The sequence below is a fragment of the Sphingomonas sp. Mn802worker genome (genome assembly GCF_000382485.1).
Taxonomy (GTDB): domain Bacteria; phylum Pseudomonadota; class Alphaproteobacteria; order Sphingomonadales; family Sphingomonadaceae; genus Sphingomonas.
In genome coordinates this window covers 43,508-57,632 of sequence record NZ_AORY01000014.1, presented here as the reverse complement: position 1 = coordinate 57,632, position 14,125 = coordinate 43,508, and the positions used below count along the sequence as shown (strand labels likewise).

Annotated in this window: 16 protein-coding genes; 10 read left to right on the top strand and 6 right to left on the bottom strand. The window is 66.8% G+C overall.

What is annotated here, in order from left to right:
- Positions 1-11: 11 nt before the first annotated feature.
- A complete protein-coding gene (locus SMN802W_RS17115) occupies positions 12-635 on the bottom strand; it encodes a S24 family peptidase (protein WP_019517340.1) in 624 nt (207 codons plus the stop codon).
- Between the two features lie 99 nt (positions 636-734).
- On the opposite strand from SMN802W_RS17115, the gene SMN802W_RS18595 reads away from it, so the two are divergent.
- Positions 735-905 carry a hypothetical protein gene (locus tag SMN802W_RS18595; protein WP_019517339.1) on the top strand — a complete coding sequence of 57 codons (171 nt, stop codon included), beginning with the start codon at positions 735-737 and terminating at the stop codon, positions 903-905.
- On the top strand, positions 905-1,207 hold the full coding sequence (locus SMN802W_RS17110) for a hypothetical protein (RefSeq protein ID WP_019517338.1): 303 nt from the start codon (positions 905-907) through the stop codon (positions 1,205-1,207). The genes SMN802W_RS18595 and SMN802W_RS17110 overlap by 1 nt, the downstream gene beginning before the upstream one ends.
- Here the strand turns inward: SMN802W_RS17110 and SMN802W_RS17675 are convergent, their stop codons facing one another.
- Both SMN802W_RS17675 and SMN802W_RS17100 read right to left on the bottom strand, forming a co-directional pair.
- Positions 1,208-2,371, bottom strand: a complete 1,164-nt coding sequence (locus SMN802W_RS17675; RefSeq protein ID WP_156818891.1) for a hypothetical protein — start codon at positions 2,369-2,371, stop codon at positions 1,208-1,210.
- Positions 2,341-3,576 (bottom strand): TIGR04063 family PEP-CTERM/XrtA system glycosyltransferase, encoded by a 1,236-nt coding sequence (locus SMN802W_RS17100; protein WP_019517337.1) that lies wholly within the window; start codon positions 3,574-3,576, stop codon positions 2,341-2,343. Before SMN802W_RS17100 ends, SMN802W_RS17675 begins: the two co-directional genes overlap by 31 nt.
- A gap of 84 nt (positions 3,577-3,660) precedes the next feature.
- Between SMN802W_RS17100 and SMN802W_RS18850 the strand changes: the two genes are divergently transcribed.
- From SMN802W_RS18850 to SMN802W_RS0112900, 3 genes are read left to right on the top strand one after another with little or no spacing between them, the layout of a single operon-like run.
- On the top strand, positions 3,661-3,795 hold the full coding sequence (locus tag SMN802W_RS18850) for a hypothetical protein (protein ID WP_019517336.1): 135 nt from the start codon (positions 3,661-3,663) through the stop codon (positions 3,793-3,795).
- Positions 3,788-5,131: a putative O-glycosylation ligase, exosortase A system-associated gene (locus tag SMN802W_RS0112905; protein ID WP_019517335.1), complete on the top strand. Its 1,344-nt coding sequence runs from the start codon at positions 3,788-3,790 to the stop codon at positions 5,129-5,131. Before SMN802W_RS18850 ends, SMN802W_RS0112905 begins: the two co-directional genes overlap by 8 nt.
- Positions 5,128-6,174, top strand: a complete 1,047-nt coding sequence (locus SMN802W_RS0112900; protein ID WP_019517334.1) for an acyltransferase family protein — start codon at positions 5,128-5,130, stop codon at positions 6,172-6,174. The genes SMN802W_RS0112905 and SMN802W_RS0112900 overlap by 4 nt, the downstream gene beginning before the upstream one ends.
- A gap of 24 nt (positions 6,175-6,198) precedes the next feature.
- Here SMN802W_RS0112900 and SMN802W_RS0112895 read toward each other — a convergent pair whose 3' ends face one another.
- Positions 6,199-6,759 (bottom strand): type 1 glutamine amidotransferase domain-containing protein, encoded by a 561-nt coding sequence (locus tag SMN802W_RS0112895; protein ID WP_019517333.1) that lies wholly within the window; start codon positions 6,757-6,759, stop codon positions 6,199-6,201.
- 105 nt (positions 6,760-6,864) lie between these two features.
- Here SMN802W_RS0112895 and SMN802W_RS0112890 point away from each other — a divergent pair, with 105 nt between their 5' ends.
- The 3 genes from SMN802W_RS0112890 to SMN802W_RS17095 all read left to right on the top strand — a co-directional run bounded on the left by SMN802W_RS0112890 (position 6,865) and on the right by SMN802W_RS17095 (position 9,473).
- Entirely contained in the window at positions 6,865-7,887 is a 1,023-nt protein-coding gene (locus SMN802W_RS0112890) for a DNA topoisomerase IB (RefSeq protein ID WP_037524108.1), read from the top strand.
- Between the two features lie 22 nt (positions 7,888-7,909).
- Positions 7,910-9,091, top strand: coding sequence for a mechanosensitive ion channel family protein (locus tag SMN802W_RS0112885; protein WP_019517331.1), 1,182 nt, complete (start codon positions 7,910-7,912; stop codon positions 9,089-9,091).
- Positions 9,092-9,179: 88 nt separating this feature from the next.
- Positions 9,180-9,473, top strand: a complete 294-nt coding sequence (locus SMN802W_RS17095; protein ID WP_019517330.1) for a hypothetical protein — start codon at positions 9,180-9,182, stop codon at positions 9,471-9,473.
- Here the strand turns inward: SMN802W_RS17095 and SMN802W_RS17090 are convergent.
- Positions 9,457-9,978 (bottom strand): GAF domain-containing protein, encoded by a 522-nt coding sequence (locus SMN802W_RS17090; RefSeq protein WP_019517329.1) that lies wholly within the window; start codon positions 9,976-9,978, stop codon positions 9,457-9,459. The genes SMN802W_RS17095 and SMN802W_RS17090 overlap by 17 nt on opposite strands.
- Before the next feature lie 107 nt (positions 9,979-10,085).
- On the opposite strand from SMN802W_RS17090, the gene SMN802W_RS0112870 reads away from it, so the two are divergent.
- Positions 10,086-10,472 (top strand): glycine zipper 2TM domain-containing protein, encoded by a 387-nt coding sequence (locus tag SMN802W_RS0112870; RefSeq protein WP_019517328.1) that lies wholly within the window; start codon positions 10,086-10,088, stop codon positions 10,470-10,472.
- Between the two features lie 62 nt (positions 10,473-10,534).
- On the opposite strand, the gene SMN802W_RS0112865 is transcribed toward SMN802W_RS0112870, so the two are convergent.
- The gene (locus SMN802W_RS0112865; RefSeq protein ID WP_019517327.1) at positions 10,535-13,477 is read right to left on the bottom strand and encodes an L-glutamate gamma-semialdehyde dehydrogenase; all 2,943 of its coding nucleotides are present in this window, start codon (positions 13,475-13,477) and stop codon (positions 10,535-10,537) included.
- A 173-nt stretch (positions 13,478-13,650) separates the two neighbouring features.
- On the opposite strand from SMN802W_RS0112865, the gene SMN802W_RS0112860 reads away from it, so the two are divergent.
- Positions 13,651-14,085 (top strand): MaoC family dehydratase, encoded by a 435-nt coding sequence (locus SMN802W_RS0112860; RefSeq protein WP_026326096.1) that lies wholly within the window; start codon positions 13,651-13,653, stop codon positions 14,083-14,085.
- The last annotated feature ends 40 nt before the right edge of the window (positions 14,086-14,125 follow it).

Here is a 14,125-nt window from a genome sequence, read left to right as displayed (position 1 = left end):
AGCCCGGAACGTTAAAGGTCGCGCAGCAGCATCCGCGCGCGGCCGATCACCGCCACGTCGCGCAGCAGCCGTTCGGTGGTGGGATAAAGCGGATTGTCGCTCGCGATCACCAGCGTGTCGCCTGCCCGCCGCACGCGCTTGAGCGACAGCAGGTCGTCGACGCGGATCACGAACAGGTCACCGGTCGAGGAAACGGTGCGCGCAGCGCGATCGACCAGCACGCGGTCGCCGTGGCGGATGCCCGGTGCCATCGACTCGCCGCGCACATCGATGATCGAAGCGTCGGCCGCTGCCATACCGGCGGCGCGCAGCGCCTCGGGCGCGAACGCCTCGTAGCGGAGCACGCGTTCCTCGGCTGCGGTCGCCCCCGGCCCGGCCGATGCGGCGAGCGCGAGATAGGGCACCCGCACCAGCACAGGCGCCGTCGAAGCCGGTCCTCCCAGCACCGCCTCTTCCACGCCGAAGAACGCGGCGAGTTCGCGCCGGTCGCGCTCCGGCAAAACGCGCGGCGTACCGCGGCGAACATATTGCTGCAGATAGGCGACGTTGCGCCCCAGCATTCGCGACAGCGCCGACAGGCTGGTGCCCCGTGCCTGCGTCAGGCGATCGAGCGTGTCGCGGGGCGTCTCAACCATGCACGTTCGTAGCGCAGGAAAATTCCTAGACAAGTTGGAAAATGCAGAACAGACCGGGAACATGTCTGAACGGACACCGATTCTATGGAGCGCGTTTGCATGACCCTGCTGACCGACATCGACCGTTACCTGCGTCGCACCGGCATGCCCGAAACGAAATTCGGGCGGCTGGCGGTGCGCGACCCCCGCCTTGTCCACGACCTGCGGCGCGGACGCGTGCCGGGTGAGCGCATCTGCGCGCGCGTGTTCGCGATGATGGAGGAACGCTGATGCGCGCGGCGGAACGGTTCGAGCGTGCCTTATGCGCGTCGGCGCGGCGTGCGGGCGCGCCGATCGCGATTGCCAGCCACGCGGCGCGCGAATGGCGCTCGGCGACCTTCAATGGCGCACGTCATGTGGTGGAGGCGTGCGGCACGCGCGGCGATGCGCTCGACGCGTGGCTGGCGACGCTGGGCGATACCGACCTCGCGGTGCCCGGTCACGTCGTCGCCGAACTGCGCGTCGGGGAGCGGGCGAGCGACGGCGGCGCGGCACGCTTCCGGCTGGAAGGTGTGACGGTCGCGCTCGCCTGATCAGCCCGCGGCGAGGCGGCGCAGGCGCTGCAACGTGTCGTCGAGCGAGACGGGCGCGGGCTCGCTGACCGGCGGTGGCGCTGGCGGCTGGACCGGCGCCGAGGCGGGCGCGGGCATGGGTGTCGCGACGACGCGCCGCTGCGCGGCCCCGCGCTCCAATCGCGCGAGCAAACCGGCAATCGACTCGTCGGGCGCATCGCCCCGCGGCGCGGCGCTCGCGACCACGAGCTTGGGTGAAAGCGGGGGCGGCATTTGAGCCTCAGGTGAAGCGACCGCTGCAGTCGGCATCACTGCTGGTGCTTTGTCGCTATAATCGATGTCGCTGCGCTCCTGCTGATCGGCAGGCGGGTTCGTGGCAACGCCAAGCGCGACCTCTTCGATCGAAGTTGCTTGCCCCGATGCGCTTCGATCGAGCGTGGGCGCCATCGGTTTAGGACGCGACGCTTCGTCTTCGAACCAACGCCAGGCGTTTTCCTCAGGCCAATGCTGCGACTCGGCCGAGGCGAGCGGCAGCTGATCGGATGCATCGACCCATTCAGGCACGTCGATCGCGACATCATCAACCTTCCCGTTCGATCCGGGACGGTGCAGCAATGGCGCGATCGGCTCGGGTGGCGCCATCGGGCGTAGCGGCACCGCGGCGGGATCGAAGTCGGCGAGCGGCCGGTCGAGGTCGGCGGGCAGCGGCTGCTCGGCCGGCGGCGGCAGCGGAGCGGAGCGCTCATCCTCCTCGCCGAAGATCGGCAGCGGATCGCCGAGATCGCTTGCGGCACGGATCGGCCGGCGCGGCGGCGCATCGGGATGCGCATCGGCGCGGCGGATGACGGGAGGCTCCTCCTCGTCGTCGTGCAGCGCTCTACCGCTGTCGGCCGGCTTGCGCGCGAACGTGTCGAGCCGCTCCACCAGCCACGCCTTTGCCTGCGGTGCAAAGCCGCACGCCGCGATCAGCGCGCCTGCGACCAGCGCCAGGATCGTTCGCCCGGTTGTGCCGATCGGCGAGGCGGCGGCGGGCAGCACGCTGTTGAACCCGGCGCGATCGACCGCGGCGTTCAGCACGTCGCTCGGCACCGTTGCGATGCCGATCGCGACGCCCAGCCCGATCAGCGCGGCGACCGCAGGGAGGACGTAGTGCCTCACGCGTTCAAGGGGGAATGTGGTTGCCATGTTCGGTCCTGCCGCGCGTGTGCGAGTTCGTGGTAAACGGGATCGTAGCGCGCAATATTTGACGACCAGTTACGCTCCGCCTCGACAAAGGCGCGCGCACGCCGCCGCCGCTCCGGCCATTCCGATTGGTCGGCGAGCAGCGCCGCCAACGAGGCAGCAATCGCGGCGGGATCGTCGGGCGCGAACAAGGTGCCGGTGTCGCCGTCGCGGATCAGTTCGCGGTGCCCGCCGATGTCAGATGCGGCAACGATCCGTTCCTGCGCCATCGCTTCCAGCGGCTTCAGCGGCGTGACGAGATCGGTCAGCCGCATCCGCTTGCGCGGATAGGCGAGCACGTCGACCAGCCCGTAATAACGCTCCACTTCGTCGTGCGGCACGCGTCCGACAAAGCGTATCTGCGCGGCGGCGGGCGAGGCGGCGGCCTGCGCGCGCAACGCAGCTTCCATCGGCCCGCCCCCGACCAGCAGCAATTGCGCGCGTGGCCGCGCGGCCACCAGCGCGGGCATCGCGGCGATCAGGTCGTCGAGTCCCTCGTAATCGTAGAAGCTGCCGATGAAACCGATCACCTCGTCACCAAGCCCCAGTTCGGCCGCAAGCGCGGTGTCGCGCACAGGCGGGGTGCCGAACAAGGTCAGGTCGACACCGTTGGGCGACACGATGATCTTGCCCGCCGGAATGCCTCGCGCGATCAGGTCGCCGCGCAAGCCCTCGCAGATCACCGCCACCGCATCGGCGCGGCGGCACAGCCACGTCTCAAGCGCGCGCGTCGCACGGTAGCGTACGCTGCCCTCGCGCCCGGTCCCGTTGCCGACCGCGGCATCCTCCCAGAAGGCACGGATTTCGTAGAGCAGCGGCAGGCCGCGTGCGCGCGCGACCTTCAACGCGGCGAGTCCGCCCAGCACCGGAGAATGCGCGTGAAGCACGTCGGGACCAAACCGCTCGACGACCTCATCGACCCGGTGTGCCAGCGCGGCGATCTCGCTCAGCTCACCCAGTGGCGCGGGCAGCTTGCGCGGCGGCACGGTGCGGTAGAAGTCGATCCCGTCGACGGTTTCTTCTCCCGCCTGCGCCGCACCCTGCCGCGCGCCCGTCACCGCCGCGACCTGCCACCCGCGCGCCATCTGCGCATGGAGGATCGCGCGGGTGCGGAAGGTGTAACCGCTTTGCAGCGGCAATCCGTGATCGAGGACGTGGAGGATGCGCATGGCGACCCTCATGCACCGGCCAGGTTTAACGCCGCGTCAACCAGGGCGCGGCTAAAGCGCTCCTCCCATGAGGACGCTGCGGCCATGATCGACAATTTCGCACTCGCGCTCTCGCACGGGCTGATGATGCTGACCGCGATCCTGCTGCTGCGTCGCCCCGACCTCGATCGCGAGGTGTCGCCGACCGACCCGGTGGAGCGTCGCCGCCGCCGTGCGTGACCTGGCCTTCATCGCCTTTCTGGTCGCATTATGGGGAACGGGTTTTCGCCGCCCGTTCCTGTTCGTGCTGACGTACGTCTACATCGATATCGTCTCGCCGCAGCGGCTGACCTATTACATGCTCAACGCGGTGCCGATCTCGCTGATCGCGGCGGTGCTGATGCTCGGCGGCTGGGCGCTGAGCGACGACAAGAAGGACAGCCGCGTCGCGCCGCGGCAGGGGCTGATCCTGCTGCTGATGGCCTATTGCTTCGCGACCAAGATGAGCGCCGATTTCCCGGTCGAGGCGCAGGAGAAATGGGAGTGGGTGTCGCGCACCTTGTTCTTTGCCGCGTTCCTGCCGCTGACACTGCGCACCCGGCTCAGGATGGAGGCGTTGCTCTTGTTCATGATCCTGTCGGCAGCGTCGATCATCATCGTCGGCGGGATCAAGACGCTGGCGGGCGGTGGCGGCTACGGTCAGCTGAACCTGATGGTGGACAATAATTCGGGGCTCTACGAGGGCAGCACCATCTCGACCGTCGCGATCGCGATCATCCCGCTGATCGTCTGGTTCATGCGCTACGGCACGATCTTCCCGCCCGACAACAAGGTGCGTCTGTTCTGCCTGGCGCTGGTGTTCGCGTGCCTGCTGATCCCGATCGGCACCTCGACGCGCACCGGGCTGATCTGCATCGTGCTGGTCGCGCTGCTGTCGCTGCGCAACGTGAAGCGCAAGTTCGTGTACCTGTCGCTGATCGCGGTCGCGGGGATGATCGCGGTGCCGTTCCTGCCCGCGTCGTTCAGCAATCGCATGAGCACGATCGAGAATCATAATGCCGACGAATCGGCCTCCACCCGGATCGCGGTGTGGAAGTGGACGATGGAATACGCGAAGACGCATCCGTTCGGCGGCGGGTTCGAGGCGTATCGCGGCAACCGCATCCGCTACGACATCGTCAAGACTGCGCCCGATGGCTCGGTGCACAACAGCACGGTGACCGACAAGGCGCGCGGCTATCACAGCGCGTATTTCGAGATGCTGGGTGAGCAGGGCTATGTCGGGTTGAGCCTGTGGCTGCTCATCAACCTGACCGGGCTGGTGCGGATGGAGGTGCTGCGTCGCCGCTACCGCGAAGGGGCGTTCGCCTGGGCGGGATCGCTTGCCGCGGGATTGCAGAGCGCGCACGTCGTCTACCTGTTCGGCGCGGCGTTCATCGCGGTCGCGTTCCAGTCGTTCGTCTACATGCTGATCGGCACGCAGATCGGGCTCGACACCTATCTGGCGCGGCGGCGTCGCGAGGAAGCGGCGCCGGGCATCGTCCGCCGTCCGCGCGCGCAGCCGATGCCGGCGTGAGCGAGCTTCGCGCACTGACGGGCCTGCGCGGGATCGCGGCATGGCTGGTCGTCCTTTACCATCTGCGCGGCGCGATCGCCGGGCTTCCGCCCGCCGTCGAGCGCGTCTTGGCCAAGGGTTATCTGGCGGTCGACTTCTTCTTCCTGCTGTCGGGCTTCGTCATCTGGCTGAGCTGGGGCGAGCGCCTGCGCATCGGCGATGCGGCGGTGGTCGTGCGCTTCTGGCAGAAGCGCGTCGCGCGGGTCTGGCCGCTCCACCTCGTCATGCTTGCGGTCGCCATCGCGCTGGCGCTGCTGTTCGCCGTGACCGGACGCAGCGACGCGGCGCTCCGGTGGCAGGACCTGCCCGCGCATTTGGTGCTGGTCCAGTCATGGGGCCTCGCCGATCCGATGCGCTGGAATTATCCCGCGTGGTCGATCAGTTGCGAGCTCGCCGCCTATCTCGCCTTCCCGTTGCTTGTCGCCGCCGTCGACTGGCGCCGCTGCCGCAGCACGACGCTGGTCGGGCTCGCCGGTCTCACGCTGCTGCTGCTTCACCTCGTCATGCGAGGCGTGACATCGCTCGGTCAGGACATCCCGCATTTCGGCATCGTGCGGTGCTTGTGCGAGTTCGCCACCGGCACGCTGGTTGCCGCTCTTTACCTGCGCCGACCGCCCGCGTTGCCGTACCTCGTCGCCGCCGCGATGCTGTTCGCCGCCTGGGAAAGCGGCGCGCCCGAGACGCTGGTCGTTCCCGCCGCGTTCGCCGCGCTACTGCTCGCCGCCGCGTTGACAGCAGGCCGCGCCGGGAACCCGCTCGAGATACGCGTGATCCATTATCTGGGCGAGATCAGCTACGCCACCTACCTGTCGCACTACATTCTGTGGAAGCTGTTTCAGCTTGCCTTCGTCCACCAGTCGGGTCCGATCGGTCCTCTCGCAGTGGCAGGCTATCTCACGCTGGTGCTCGCCGCGTCCGCGCTGCTGTATCGCTTCGTCGAGCGGCCTGCGCAGCGCGTGCTCAACCGCGCCGGGCCGCGTCGAATGCTCGCCCCGGCCGAGTAAATCACCCGGCCGGGGCAGCACGCTTCAGTCGTCGGCGTTCGCGGCGACCTGTGTCAGCGCCTCGATGATCGCCTTGTTGAACGCGGGGATGTCGTCGGGCTTGCGGCTGGTGATGAGATTGTCGTCGACCACCACCTGCTCGTCGACGACGTCAGCGCCCGCATTCTCCAGGTCGGTGCGGACCGACGGCCAGCTGGTCACCTGACGCCCGTCGACCACATCGGCCTCGACCAGCAGCCACGGCGCGTGGCAGATCGCGGCAACGATCTTATCGTCATCCATGAACTCCTCGACGATCTCGAGCGCGCGCTCCTGCAAGCGCATCTTGTCGGGATTGCCGACACCGCCTGGCAGTACCAGCGCGTCGAACTCCTGCGTGTCGACCGCGTCGAGCGTCAGATCGGGGGTGATCGACTTGCCCTTCTGGTCATCGTTGACGACGCCCTGGATCGGATCGGTCTTGATCGAGGCGAGCGTCACCGTGACACCCGCATCGAGCAGCGCCTGGCGAGGGTCGAACAGCTCGGCTTCCTCGAACCCGTCGGTGGCGAGCATCAGCACGCGCATATTGGATAGGTCGGCCATGTCGGGGGAACTCCGTCGGAAAGGGTCTGCCTGAACCCCCGCGCCCGCATCCTCGTTCCGGGAACGAAGGTGCCTTGCACGCATTTGCTTGCAGATGAGGAGGCGATGCGCAGCGTGACGGCGACGATCAACTACTGTGACGACAGCGAACCCGGCATCACCCGCAAGAAGACACGTGCGGGCAAGTGGAGCTACTGGACGCCTGACGGCGAGCGCGTCACCGATCGCGACGAGATTGACCGGCTGAATGCGATCGGTCTTCCCCCGGCCTACACCGATGCGTGGTTCTGCCTTGATCCGTTCGGCCATGTGCAGGCGGTCGGCTGGGACGAGAAGGGTCGCAAACAATACCGCTACCACACCGAGTTCCGCGCCGCGCAGGAGGCGGCGAAATATTCGAAGTGCGTCAGCTTCGGGCTGGCGCTTCCAAAATTGCGCCGGCAGGTCGAAGAAGACTTGGCGCATCGTCGCCACGACAAGGACCGCACGCTCGCCGCAGTCGTCAAGCTGCTCGACACGCACAATCTGCGGATCGGTAATGAGACTTACGCCAAGACGAACAAGAGTTTCGGGCTGACCACGCTGCGTGATCGCCATGCGAAGATCGCGGGCAAGACGCTCCGGCTCAAGTATCGCGCGAAATCGGGCAAGGAGCGGATGCTGACGATCACCGACCGCAGCCTCGCGCAATTCGTGAAGCGATGTCAGGATCTGCCTGGGCAGCACCTGTTCCAGTACGTCGACGCCGAAGGGGAGCCGCGCCCGATCACCTCGTCCGATGTGAACGCCTACATCAAGGAAGCGATGGGCGAAGATTTCAGCGCCAAGCATTTTCGCACCTGGGGCGCGAGCGTCGTCGCGTTCGAGGCGCTTGCACAGGCGCCCGAGCCGATCAGCCTGAAAACGATGCTGGAGCCGGTCGTGGAGCGGCTGGGCAACACGCCGGCGATCGCGCGCAAATCCTACGTGCACCCCGAACTGATCGAGATCGGGAAGAGCAAGGCTGCGCAAACCGCATTTCGCGCCGAACTGAAACTGCCGCGCTCGACGCCATATCTCAGCCGCGCCGAGCGCGGGTTGATCGCGTTCCTGAGCGCGGACCACAACGAAACGGCCAAGGCGGCGTAACGCCGCTCGACGATCGGACAGCATGACGACCACCAACAACACCGCCGCCGCCGCTACAAAACCGCACATCGATACCGGACGCGTACAGGATCAGGCTGAGAGCCTGTTCAATTCGAGCGCGCTGTGGCTACAGACCCACTGGCTCAAGATCCTGATCGGCATCGGTGCGGGCGTGGCGATCGCCACGGCGTTGTTCTGGTTGCGCGGCCTCGGCCCCCGAATCGTCGCGCGCAGCAAGACAGGCAAGGGCTGGTCGGCGGTGTTCGGCCGCGCGGTCGAGCGGACGCACGGCTTCTTCATCGTCATGCTGTCGGCCAAGCTGGTGGTGGGCTACGCAGGCGCGCCCGCGGATGTCACGAGCACCGTCACCTTCCTGTTCACGATCGCCGCGGTGTTCCAGGCCGCGATCTGGGCGCGCGAGATCATCCTTGGCGCGATCGAGCATCGCACCCGCGGAGAGCATATCGGCGGCGAGGCGCTGGGCAGCGCGATGGGGCTGATACGGTTGCTGGTCAGCTTCAGCGTCTTCGCGGTCGCGCTCGTCGTCGTGCTCGACAATCTCGGCGTCAACGTGACCGGGCTGGTCGCGGGGCTCGGCGTCGGCGGCATCGCGATCGGTCTGGCCGCGCAGGGCATTTTCGCCGATCTGTTCGCCGCGCTGGCGATCATCTTCGACCGGCCGTTCCGCCGCGGCGACGCCGTGACCTATGACAAAACCAGCGGCAATGTGGAGGAGATCGGGCTCAAGTCGACGCGCATCCGCGGCATCGACGGCGAGTTGCGCGTCATCAGCAACAAGAACCTGCTCGACAAGGAAATTCAGAACAACACAGTGCGCGAGCGCCGCCGCTCGACCTTCACGATCGGGCTTGCCTATGAAACCGATCCCGACCTGCTCGACCGCTTCCCACAGATGATGCGGGAGGAGATCGAGGCGTGCGGGATGACGTTCGTCCGTTGCGGCTTCTTCCAGTTCGGCGCGTCGAGCCTCGACTTCGACCTACGCTTCGACAGTCCCTCGGCCGATTTCATGGAGGCGTATGACGGCCGACACCGTGTCGGCGTCGCGATCGTGCGGCGCTGCAACGACGAAGGGCTGGTGATCGCCTATCCAACGCAGGTGAACTACACCGCCGCAGCCGACGGACGGCTGGTCGATCCGGCACCCGACGGCCCCGCGCGGCGACAAGCAGCGGAGAGCTGATCGCGCGCCTTACGTTACGGCATGTTGCGGTGAACCGTTGCGCTCGTGCACTTCTTTGTAACAAATTCGCCCGCTAAGACGGGGCGACATGATCAGCGCGCCGCTACACGACACGCTTCGCCAGACGGCGATCACCGCAGCCGTGCTACACGTGCTTCACGCCGCATGGCCGGTCGCGACCGACCTCGATCCTCACGCGCTCGGCGTGATCGGCGGCGATGACGACCGGCTGTTCGTCGCCGCGGTGCGCGGGCTGGTCGACGAAGGATTGATCGCGATGGAGGCGCTGCTGATCGGCACCGCCGACACGCCGATCGCGCGCGGCGCCATGCTGACGCACAAGGGCTGGAGCGTCCTCGATAACGTCACGCGTCCGATGTGACCGCGTCGAGCAACCGCTCCTCCAGCCGCGTCTCAAGCAGGTGCACGACCACCTCGCCCAGTTTCTTCAGGATCGTCAGCTCGCGCTCGCTGATCGGGCGTGGTTTCGCGTCGATCGCGGCAAGCATGCCGAGGTTATGTCCGTCCGAGCCCTTCAGCGGCACGCCGGCGTAGAAACGCAGACCGAAATCTCCTGCCACCAGCGGATTGGCGAGCGTGCGCACGTCGATCGCGGCATTCTCCACCACCCAGGGATCATCCTGCCGCACCGCCGATCCGCACAGCCCCTCGTCGCGCGCGAGCTGGTCGAGGCCATCGATCCCGGGGGATGCCTTGAGCCAAATCTGGTCCTTGGCGACCAAGCTAACGATCCCGATTGGGCAGTCGAGCGCCAGCGCCGCCACCTCCGCCAGTTCGTTGAGCATCGCATTCGGCGGCTGGTTGATGACATCGAGCCGCAATAGGCTGTTCAGCCGAGCGCGCTCACGGTCGTTTATCTGATCCATGTTTGTCTCCGCAGCGAGGCGCTAGATAACCCGTTGCGGCCGTTCGACAAGACATTTGGCGGCAATGAACTCCGCACGCCCTTGCGACGTTGAGGATGCAAAGGAGAATGCCGATGATCCGCAATGCCCTCTTCTCGCTCGCCGCAATCGCGTCGATGACTGCCCCGATGGCGATCGCCCCTGCAGCCGCGCAGCGTGGCGACCGTGACTATAACTGGCGCGATGGCGATCGGAACTGGAACCCGCGCGACAGCTATCGTGAGCGTCGCGGCGACGATCGACGGCTCGGCCGCAATGACCGCATCTACCGCGGGCAGGACGGTCGCGCCTATTGCAAGCGCAACGACGGCACGACCGGGCTGGTCGTCGGCGGCGTCGGTGGCGCCTTGCTCGGCAATCTCGTCGGCGGCGGTACGCTCGGCACGCTGGCGGGCGGTGGCGCGGGCGCACTGCTCGGCCGCTCGATCGATCGCGGCAACGTCAAGTGCCGCTGATAGGCTGACCAATCAGAGCAACGACGGCCGGGCATTCAGTGCCCGGCCGTTTTCATATCCGCTCAGATCCCGCCTTCGTCGAGGCTGAGCAATGTCGCGTTTCCACCCGCGCTGGTAGTATCGACAGACACCGCGCGCTCGGCGCAGAAACGATACAGATAGTGCGGCCCACCCGCCTTGGGTCCGGTGCCGGATAGCCCCTCACCCCCGAACGGCTGCGATCCGACCACCGCGCCGATCATCGAACGGTTGATGTAAAGGTTGCCGACTTCAGCCAGGCCCTCGGTAACTTCGGCCGCACGCGCGATGCGGCTGTGCAGCCCCATCGTCAGGCCGTACCCCTTGGCGTTCACCCGCGCGATCGTTTGCTCCAACTCGCCCGCCTTCCAGGTGGCGACATGCAGGATCGGCCCGAACCATTCGCGATTCAGTTCCTCGATCGACCCCAAACGGATCAGCGTCGGCGGCACGAACAGGCCCCCGGCGGGTGCGTTGATCGTCTTGACCCATTGCGTGCGCGCGCTGTCACGGTAGCCCATGAGCCGGTCATAGGCATCCTGATCGATCACCGGACCGACATCAGTCGCCGGATCGGACGGATCACCCAGCGTCAGCAGGTCCATCGCGCCCGACAGCATCTCGATCAGCCCGTCGGCGATATCCTCCTGCACCAAGAGTAAGCGGAGCGCCGAGCAGCGCTGCCCGGCCGAGCGGAACGCGCTGGTGACGACGTCAGCGACCACCTGCTCGGGCAACGCGGTCGAGTCGACGATCATCGCGTTGATCCCGCCGGTTTCTGCGATCAGCGGGACGATCGGGCGGGCGTCGTCATCCAGCAGACTGCGTGCGATCTTCTTGGCAGTCGCGGTCGATCCGGTGAAGGCAACACCCTGCACGCGCGCGTCGGCGGTCAGCGCGGCACCGACCTCCGGCCCGCCGGGCACGAGGATCAGCGCGTCGACGGGCACGCCCGCCTCGTGCGCGAGTGCAACCGCGCGCCGCGCGATCGCGGGCGTCTGCGGGGCAGGCTTGGCGACGACGGTGTTGCCCGTGACCAGCGCGGCGACGGTCTGTCCCAGGAAGATCGCCAACGGGAAGTTCCACGGCGCGATCGTCGCCCACACGCCGCGCCCGTCGAGATGCAGCATGTTGCGCTCGCCGGTCGGCCCGGGCAGCTCGATCGGCTGCATCTTGGCGCGCGCCTGCATCGCGTAATAGCGGCAAAAGTCGGCCGCCTCGCGTACCTCGCCGATCGAGTCGGCGATCGACTTCTTCGCTTCCTGAACGCAGATCGCCATCAATTCGTCGCGGTGACGCTCAAGCAGGGCAGCGAGGCGATCGAGGCAGTCGGCACGCGCCTCAACCGGCGTCGCGCGCCACGCAGGGAAGGCGGCGTGCGCGCGCGTGACGGCGTCGTTCACCGCCTGCGCGCTCACCCTTTCGACCGACAGGTTCACTGGAGCTCGCATGGCCCGCGTGGTCTTTGACAGCACGTCACGCTCAGCCAGGTCGATGCCCATCGAGTTGCGGTGCCCATCGGCGGCGCGGAACAGGTCGACCGGAAGCGGGATCGAGGGATGCCGCGCGCCGCCGACCGCGCTGATCTTGGCGACCGGATCGGCAAGGATCTCGTCCTCGGTCAGCCGCGCGTCGGCGAGCTGGTGGACGAAGCTCGAATTCGCACCATTCTCCAGCAGGCGGCGCACGAGGTACGCAAGCAGGTCACGGTGCCCGCCGACGGGCGCGTAGATGCGGCAGTGATAGCCGTTGTCGCGCACCAGCCGTTCGTACAGCCCGTCGCCCATGCCGTGGAGCCGCTGGAACTCGAAATCGCGGCTGTTGCCCGCCCATTCGACGATGGTTGCGACCGTCAGCGCATTGTGGCTGGCAAACGCGGGGCGAATGTTGGGCGCGTCGAGCATGTCGCGCGCGACCGCCAGGTAGCTGACGTCGGTCGACGCCTTGCGCGTGAAGAGCGGATAATCCTCCAAGCCCTCGACCTGCGTGCGCTTGATCTCGCTGTCCCAGTACGCGCCCTTGACCAGCCGGACGTTCATCACGCGGCCGAGTTCGTTCGCCCAGGCGACGACTGGGCGTGGGCGCTTGCCGTACGCCTGCACCGCCATGCCGAAGCCATCCCAGCCGTTCAGCGACGGTAGGGCGGCGACATTGCCGATGATGTCGAGGCTCATGTCGAGCCGCTCGCTCTCCTCCGCGTCGACGGTCAGCGCGATGCCCTTGCCCGCCGCCTGCACCGCCAGTGCCTCAAGCATCTCGGTCAGCGCAGGCACGCACTCGCCCCACTTCGCCACTTCATAGCGCGGATGGAGCGCCGACAGCTTGACGGAGATCGAGTGGCCGGCTGCGGAATCTCGCGCGACTGCGTCGATCGCATCGACGTACGCCTTGAAGTAACGCTCGCCGTCCGCGGTCGTGCGCGCCGCCTCGCCCAGCATGTCGAAACTGGCGGTGAAGCCGCGATTGTCGGGCTTCTTCATGCGGCGCATCGCCTCGTCGATGGTGCGCCCCATCACGAAGATCTCGCCCATCATCTTCATCGCGGCACCGACCGCCTGGCGCACGAACGGTTCGCCCGCGCGGCTCAGCAGGCGCTTCAATGGCCCAGCCTCGCCCTCACCGACCAAGGCGCGGCCGACCACCAGTCCCCAGGTCGCGGTGTTGACCAGGCGGCTGTTTGACTGGCCGGCGTGGCTACGCCAGTTCGCCTCGCCCAGCTTGTCGGAGATGAGCAGGTCGGCTGTTTCAGGGTCAGGCACGCGCAGAAACGCCTCGGCGAGGCTCAGCAGCGCGACGCCTTCGGACGAATTCAAGCGATATTCCTGCAGGAACTGGTTCACCCAGCCGCGCGATTGCGCCGCGCGCAGGTCGGCGAGCAGCCCCGAGGCGGTGTCCATCACGCGCTCGCGCGAATCAGGCGTCAGTGCGGCGCGCTGCAACAGCGGTTTTAGAACATCCGGTTCGCTCGCACGGTGCAGGCGACGCATGGTTTCGCGGGTTGCTGACGCTACGGCAGAGGACATGTTCAGGTTTCCGGTTCGTGGACCACTTGCGGGATGGGCTACCCCGCGCTTATGCAGTGCCGCAGTGCAGCGCGGCGCTCGGCCGCTGCTTTAGCGCGTCGTACCGTGAAGGGGAATTCGTCGTGACCGCAGACGAGATGAAGGCCAGCATCGGGCAGGAAAGCGTTTCCGACTGGATCGAGGTGACGCAGGACATGATCAACAAGTTCGCCGACGCGACGGGCGACCATCAGTTCATCCACGTGAACCCCGAAATGGCTAAGATGACGCCGTTTGGCACCACGATCGCGCACGGTTTCCTCACTCTGTCGCTGCTCCCGCAACTCGCCGCGAAGACGCCCAACGCGCCGAAGCTCGACGGCGTGAAGATGGGCGTCAATTACGGCGGCAACAAAGTCCGTTTCCTTGCGCCCGTCCCCTCGGGCTCGCGCGTGCGTGGCCGCTCCAAGATCGTCCAGTTCGATGAAAAGCGCCCCGGCCAGTATCAGTACACCACCGAGACGACGATCGAGATCGAGGGCTCGGACAAGCCTGCGATGATCGCCGAATGGATCACGCAGGTCTTTAACTGACCGCCGACTCCTCCAACCTGTTTCATCTGAAAGGCTCGCC